This window comes from Janthinobacterium sp. PLB04 (genome assembly GCF_021165895.1).
GTDB lineage: Bacteria > Pseudomonadota > Gammaproteobacteria > Burkholderiales > Burkholderiaceae_D > Janthinobacterium > Janthinobacterium lividum.
In genome coordinates this window covers 6,368,661-6,375,344 of sequence record NZ_CP088968.1, presented here as the reverse complement: position 1 = coordinate 6,375,344, position 6,684 = coordinate 6,368,661, and the positions used below count along the sequence as shown (strand labels likewise).

6 protein-coding genes are annotated in these 6,684 nt (G+C 58.2%); 4 read left to right on the top strand and 2 right to left on the bottom strand.

Going from position 1 to position 6,684, the window contains the following annotated elements; all coding sequences use genetic code 11:
- A partial coding sequence (locus LSO07_RS28175; RefSeq protein WP_208672441.1) for a hypothetical protein occupies window positions 1-342 on the bottom strand: 342 nt, incomplete at its 3' end.
- Window positions 343-399: 57 nt separating this feature from the next.
- On the opposite strand from LSO07_RS28175, the gene LSO07_RS28170 reads away from it, so the two are divergent.
- The 3 genes from LSO07_RS28170 to LSO07_RS28160 all read left to right on the top strand — a co-directional run bounded on the left by LSO07_RS28170 (window position 400) and on the right by LSO07_RS28160 (window position 4,117).
- Complete coding sequence (locus LSO07_RS28170; RefSeq protein WP_191909775.1) at window positions 400-1,089, top strand: phosphatase PAP2 family protein; 690 nt, start codon at window positions 400-402, stop codon at window positions 1,087-1,089.
- Window positions 1,090-1,151: 62 nt separating this feature from the next.
- Complete coding sequence (locus LSO07_RS28165) at window positions 1,152-2,630, top strand: DUF2868 domain-containing protein (protein WP_151097491.1); 1,479 nt, start codon at window positions 1,152-1,154, stop codon at window positions 2,628-2,630.
- A complete protein-coding gene (locus LSO07_RS28160) occupies window positions 2,627-4,117 on the top strand; it encodes a DUF3482 domain-containing protein (RefSeq protein ID WP_151097488.1) in 1,491 nt (496 codons plus the stop codon). Before LSO07_RS28165 ends, LSO07_RS28160 begins: the two co-directional genes overlap by 4 nt.
- A gap of 20 nt (window positions 4,118-4,137) precedes the next feature.
- Here the strand turns inward: LSO07_RS28160 and LSO07_RS28155 are convergent, their stop codons facing one another.
- The gene (locus LSO07_RS28155; protein WP_151098029.1) at window positions 4,138-5,037 is read right to left on the bottom strand and encodes a LysR family transcriptional regulator; all 900 of its coding nucleotides are present in this window, start codon (window positions 5,035-5,037) and stop codon (window positions 4,138-4,140) included.
- A 103-nt stretch (window positions 5,038-5,140) separates the two neighbouring features.
- Here LSO07_RS28155 and LSO07_RS28150 point away from each other — a divergent pair, with 103 nt between their 5' ends.
- Window positions 5,141-6,220, top strand: a complete 1,080-nt coding sequence (locus LSO07_RS28150) for a tartrate dehydrogenase (protein ID WP_099390272.1) — start codon at window positions 5,141-5,143, stop codon at window positions 6,218-6,220.
- Window positions 6,221-6,684 lie beyond the last annotated feature (464 nt).

Here is a 6,684-nt window from a genome sequence, read left to right as displayed (position 1 = left end):
AGGACCGTGAAACAACTTTGCGCCGATGATAGTGCTGCAACCAGTGTGAAAGTAGGTTATCGTCAGGCTTGTTATTCGCAGTAAGAGAAAAACCCGATCAGCAATGGTCGGGTTTTTTTTCGTCTGGTGCTTTGTTCTGTACACATTTTTACTGCACGTATGGCGGAGTTGACCGAAGTTATCGGCTGCGTACCCTTTTTGCGGGGATGCCAGAACACCTTTGACGCGTAATTCAAGTCGATACTTGTAAGGTGCCCAAAATATCCATCTTGCCCCGTCCGTGTTGCCCGCGGCGGGCACCGTCATGTTCTCTTCATATTGACACTGTACGATGACTTGCATGGCTGCTGCTCTTGAGTGGCCAGTCCCTTTCATCTCATCAAGTAAATGTGTACACCCATGTTGGCCAAGCTTAAACTCGTCAAAACTCCCACAGGCATCGATAGCGCCTTGATGCTCTCGGCCATGCTGATACTCTGGATCGGCAATTACAGCAATCTCGACCTCATGATCGCCGACAGTATGTTCGACGGTGCGCGTGGGCAATTTGCCGGCGCTGACAGCGCGTGGGCGCGCGGTTTCCAGTTCTGCATGACCTTGCTGGCCGCGGTAGCGATAGTCCTGGCGGTCTGGGACACGCAGCGTCCGCTGGCCTGGTCTGCCTCACGTCGCAGCGCCTTGCGCGTGGTGGCCCTGTCGGCTATCTTGGTGCCGCTAAGCATCTATTTGCTCTCTTCCTTCAGCGATGTGCCTTGCCCCACGGATTTGCTGCGCTATGGTGGACTGCAACCGTATACGCGCCTGCTGGAAACATTGCCGGCTAGCGCATCTGCCATGGTCTGCTTGCCCGCCACGCATGCGAACACTGCCTGGTGGATGCTGGCCTTGCCATTGTTCTGCCTGCCCGGACGGCCACGCACGGCACTTTTGTTCGCCAGTATCATGTTGCTGTGCGGTTTGGCGGCAGGCTGGCAGCAGCAGTTGCAAGGTAAGCAATTTTTTACGCATACCTTGTGGTCTGCCTGGATCGCTTCTTTCCTGATCTATCTGCTGCATAATTTGTTCCGGGCCGAGGACGCGTTGGCCTGAAACACAAAAGTACGTCACAATCTGCCTGTCTAGTTGTCGTTTCATACAAAAACAGGAGCACCATGAACGAGCAGATTGCGAGAGAAGTGGTATTGGTCCGTGCTATCGAGACGGCCGACCAGAAAAAAGAAGTCCTCAGCGAGGATGACCGCATGTATGCCAGCCGCAGCGCGCGTGAGCTTGCGCAGTGGCAAGCTTCGGGCAAGCAGGCCGAAGTGACAGGTGACGATTTCCTGCAGCAGCGCTCCGAGCTGATCCTCAAGCGCATCACCGAGCGCACGCCCGCTTTTGCTGCCTTCGCGAAACGCCGTAACGGCATGAAGACCCTGGCGCTGACATTGCCCTTGCTAGCACTGCTGCTGGGTGCCGGGCTGGACCGCATCACGGATCCCCATCGCGTGGATCTGCTGTCGGCGCCCTTGCTGCTGATCATCGCCTGGAATGTGCTGGTCTACCTGGGCTTGCTGATCTGGCTATGCATCCCCTCGCACTCCCTCGGCTGGCCGAAGGCGGGACTGGTGCGCCACCTGAGCGTGGGCCGCCTGGCGTTGCCGCGCAAGCTGCCGCACGCCTTGTCCTCGGGCTTGCTCAGTTTTATGGGGGAATGGGCGCACTTGAGCGCCAAGCTGACGGCCGCGCGCCTCAGTCGTACCATTCACCTGAGCGCCGCCATGTTTGCCATCGGCGCCGTCGCTTCACTGTACGCGCGCGGCTTCCTGTCGCAATACGCGGCCGGTTGGGAAAGCACTTTTTTGAATGCCAGCCAGGTGCACAGCCTGCTTTCGACCCTGTTTGCGCCGGCTATTGCCCTGTTTCATTTGCAAGGCTTTTCGCTGGCGGAAATCGAAGCGCTGCGCTTCCCGCAAACGACGACCGTCGAAGGCGGCGCACGCTGGGTGCATTTATATGCTGCAACGATTTTCCTGCTGGTGGTCGTTCCCCGCCTGATACTGGCACTGGTCAACAACTGGCGCGCTGCGCGCCTGGCCAAGCATTTTCCGCTGGATCTCGATCAACCGTATTTCCGCAAGCTTAATGAAAGCATCGGCGTGGCAACTGGCGGCATGCTGCGTGTCTTGCCGTACAGCTTTACTGTCGATGAGGCACGTCACAAGGGCCTGGGGCAAATCTCCCTCATGCTGTTCGGCGAGCAGGGCCGCATGATGCTGCGTCCATCGACGTCGTATGGCGAGGAGCCGCAGGACGTCTTGCGCGAGACGGACTTGAATGATCCACAAGTCAATATCACGGCCGTGCTGTTCAACCTGACGGCGACGCCGGAAAAGGAAAACCACGGCGCCTTCCTCGATTACCTGGCGCAATCGTCGGCACGCGGCATCGCTGTACTGATCGACGAGTCCAGCTACCTGGAACGCGCGGGCGAGCAGGTGGATAATGCCGCCCGCTTGGCGGAGCGAGTCGCTCTGTGGCAACAGTTCTGCCAGTTCCACAAAACCACGGCCACCCTGGTCAATTTGCTCAATCCTGCCTTGCACCCGCTCGATGCTGGTGTCGGGCTGAAAGTATCGGCAGCAGCATGAGTGTGAATGTGAATAAAAATGTGCAGGATGATGCGGTACAGATTCAGTTTGCGCTGATTTCGCACACGAATAATGGCAAGACGACCTTGGCGCGCACTTTAGTGGGCGTGGACATTGGCGAAGTGCGCGATGCGGCCCACGTGACCGTGTTTGCGGAATCGCATACTTTGCTGGCCACGCCGCAGGGCGATGCCTTGCAATTGTGGGACACGCCCGGCTTTGGCGACTCCGTGCGCCTGCTCAAGCGCCTGGGCCAGTCGGGCAATCCCATCGGCTGGTTCCTGCGCGAAGTGCTGGACCGTTACCGCGACCGCCCGTTCTGGCTCAGCCAGCAGGCGCTGCGTACGGCCAAGGACTCTGCCGACGTGGTGCTGTACCTGGTGAATTCCTCGGAACATCCCAAGGATGCGGGCTACTTGCCGGCAGAAATGAAAATCCTCGCCTGGCTGGATAAGCCGGTGGTGGTCTTGCTCAATCAAATGGGGCCGCCGCGTCCTGGCAATGAGGAGCACGGCGAGCAGGCGCGCTGGCGCGAGCATTTGCAGCAGTATCCCATCGTGCGCGATGTCCTGGCGCTCGATGCCTTTGCCCGCTGTTGGGTTCATGAGCGCGTGTTTTACGAAGCCGTGGGTAAATTGTTGCCGCAGTCGCAGCAAGCCGGCTATGCGCGTCTGTTTTCTGCCTGGCAAGAGCAGAATACGGCGCGTTTCCAGCAAGCCATGCATTTGCTGGCCACGCAACTGGCAGTGGCAGGGCAGGATCGCGAAGCCATCGAGCTCGGCTCCAAGGGCTTGCTGAAATCGGCCTTGCAGGTAGTGGGCATCGGTAAGAATGCAGAGCAGCAACGCCAGGAAAAGGCCATGGCCAGCCTGGTGGCACGGCTCAATACGTACAGCGGCGTGACCACGCGTGAACTCTTGATCTTGCACAAACTCGATCCGACCGATGCGCATAAGATCAATAGCCGGATACGGGAAAATTTTGCCGTGCGCGCGCCGATCGACAAGGCGCAAGCGGGGTTATTGGGTGCCATGATTTCCGGCGCGGCGACGGGGCTGTCGGCCGACCTGATTTCCGGCGGCCTGACTTTGGGCACGGGCGCCTTGCTTGGTGGCGTGGTCGGTGCGCTGACGTTTGCCGGCGCTGCCTGGGGCTTTAATTCCGGCACGGACCGCAATGAACCCACCATGCAATTCACGGATGCCTTTTTGCGCACCCTGGTGGTGGCGGGCGTGCTGCGCTACCTGGCGGTGGCGCACTTTGGCCGCGGCCGCGGCAATTTCGTGGAAAGCGAGGCGCCGGCTTTCTGGCAGGATGAGGTCGAGCAGGCGGTGGCGCGCCATGAAGGCGCATTGGCCGAGCTGTGGAAAGAGGTGCGCCGGGAAAAATCGCCGGAGCAGGCCGCCGAGCGCGTTTTGCCCGTCATGTCGTCGATCACCTCCGATACCCTGGCGCGTCTGTATCCGGATGTGGCGCGTCTGGTATAGCTTGCGTCTGGTATAGCTTATCAGGCGCGGGCTTGCAGCCACCGTTCCAGAAATTGCACGCAGGCCCTGACCTTGGCCGAGTTCGACAGCCGCGAAGTGGTCACCGCCCACACATCGGCGACCTGATGATACGCGGGCAAGATACGCACCAGCTTGCCTTGCGCCAGACTGTTTTCCACATCCCATGCCGAACGCAAGATGATGCCGTGGCCGTCCAGCGCCCATTGATGGACGATCTCGCCATTATTGGCCGATAGCGGCCCATCGACCTTCACCGTTTCCGACCCTTGCGGACCCTGCAGTTTCCAGCGTCGCCCATCCAGGTCACGCTCGCGGATGACGATGCAGTCATGCTCGCGCAATTGCGCCAGCGTGTCCGGCGTTCCGCGTTGTGCCAGATAGGAGGGGGCGGCGCACAGTACGCGTTGATTGCTGGCAATGCGGTGGGCGATCAGGTCTGGCTCGCGTACCACGCCGATGCGAATGTCGAGATCGAAACCTTCGCCCAGCAGGTCGACGGGACGGTCGAGCAATTCCAGCTGTATTTTCAAGTCTGGATACTGCCGTGCCAGCTGGGAGAGGACTGGGCCGAGCCGGTTGCGCCCGAAGCCGGAACTGGAGCAAATGCGAAGTAGGCCCTGCGGCTGCAATTTCGACTGTGCTACCGCTTCCCCCATCTGTTCGACATCTTCCAGGATGCGCTGCGCCCATTGCCGCACGATCTCGCCGTGATCGGTGACGCTGACCCTGCGCGTGGTCCGGTGCAGCAAACGTACTTCTAGCGCCGCTTCCAGCATGCCGATGCGCTTGCTGACGACCGCCTTGGAAATACCCAGTTCCAGCGCCGTGGCGGCGAAACTGGTTTTATGGGCGACCTGGCAAAATAGGCGTAAATCTTCCAGCAGCGGCGTATGTTTCATTGATTGAGCACGAAATGTGGATACTGAGGTCATGAATACCCTGATTGTATTCTGATGCGGCGCCAGTATCATCAATGCATCCATCTATAAACAGGAGAACCTCATGCCCGCACACAGAATCGCAGTCATCGCCGGCGACGGCATAGGCAATGAAGTCATGCCGGAAGGGCTGCGTGTCGTCGAGGCTGCCGCGCGCCGTTTCAATATCGACTTGCAGTTCACGACCATGGAGTGGGCGAATTGCGACTACTACCTCGAGCATGGCCAGATGATGCCCTCGGATTGGTTTGCCCAGCTAAAGGATTTCGACGCCATCTATTTTGGTGCCGTCGGCTGGCCGGACAAGGTGCCGGACCATATCTCGCTGTGGGGTTCGTTACTAAAATTCCGGCGCGAGTTCGACGAATACGTCAACTTGCGGCCCGTGCGACTGATGCCGGGTGTGCCGTGTCCGCTGGCGAACAAGAAGCCGGGTGATATCGATTTCTATGTGGTGCGTGAAAATACGGAAGGAGAATATTCGTCCGTGGGCGGGCGCATGTTCGAGGGGACGGAACGCGAAACGGTGCTGCAGGAATCCGTGTTTACGCGCAAGGGCGTTGACCGCATCCTGAAGTATGCGTTTGAGCTGGCGCAAAGCCGGCCAAAAAAACACCTGACATCGGCGACCAAGTCGAACGGTATCGCCATCAGCATGCCGTATTGGGATGAGCGGGTGGAGGCGATGGGGCCCAGCTTTCCCGATGTGCACTGGGATAAATACCATATCGACATCCTGGCGGCCCGTTTCGTGCTCAGTCCAGAGCGCTTCGACGTGGTGGTTGCGTCGAATCTGTTTGGCGACATTCTGTCCGACCTGGGCCCCGCGTGCACGGGAACGATTGCCATCGCGCCATCGGCCAATATCAATCCGGAACGCACTTTCCCCTCTGTCTTCGAGCCCGTGCACGGATCCGCACCCGATATCTATGGCCAGAATATCGCCAACCCGATCGGCATGATCTGGTCGGGCGCCATGATGCTGGACTTCCTCGGTAATGGCGACGCCAATTACACAGCGGCGCATGACGCGGTTTTGCGCGCCATTGAGAAGGTGCTTGAGCATGGCCCGCGAACACCGGACATGGGCGGCAGCGCCAGTACGACCGATGTGGGCATTGCAATTGCCGAATTGCTGAAATAAAGCTTGCCGCCCATGGGCGGCTTTGCTATAGTTCGCCTCCCCAATGAGACGCAGTCAAATGCGGCAGTTGAGGATCACCGGAAACGGTGATGTAGCAGAAAAGAAGGAGTTGACGATTGTGCTGAAATGCTTCATACTCTTCCTTCTTCGCAGCTGACAAACACAACGCTTTGTCGATAGCGCGAAAGCAGTAACCGAATACAGTTCTTTAACAATTAACAGTCGATAAGTGTGGGCATTTGATGTAAGTGCAGCGTCAATCTTCGGATTGGCGTCTAACTTAAAATATATCAAATGTTCACAAGAAATAATGAAATAGGATACTTCTTCGGAAGTAGCCTGTCAGTTTTTTGAGTGAGCGACCCATCAGCAATGATGGTGCCTGTAAAAGGGCAAAGTAACAGAGATTAAACTGAAGAGTTTGATCCTGGCTCAGATTGAACGCTGGCGGCATGCCTTACACA

What these genes read in the sequence shown, in the direction of transcription:
- LSO07_RS28170 (WP_191909775.1), top strand. Translation starts at nt 400, where the DNA reads ATGTTGGCCAAGCTTAAACTCGTCAAAACTCCCACAGGCATCGATAGC.
- LSO07_RS28160 (WP_151097488.1), top strand. Translation starts at nt 2,627, where the DNA reads ATGAGTGTGAATGTGAATAAAAATGTGCAGGATGATGCGGTACAGATT.
- LSO07_RS28150 (WP_099390272.1), top strand. Translation starts at nt 5,141, where the DNA reads ATGCCCGCACACAGAATCGCAGTCATCGCCGGCGACGGCATAGGCAAT.
- LSO07_RS28155 (WP_151098029.1), bottom strand. Translation starts at nt 5,037, where the DNA reads ATGAAACATACGCCGCTGCTGGAAGATTTACGCCTATTTTGCCAGGTC.
- LSO07_RS28165 (WP_151097491.1), top strand. Translation starts at nt 1,152, where the DNA reads ATGAACGAGCAGATTGCGAGAGAAGTGGTATTGGTCCGTGCTATCGAG.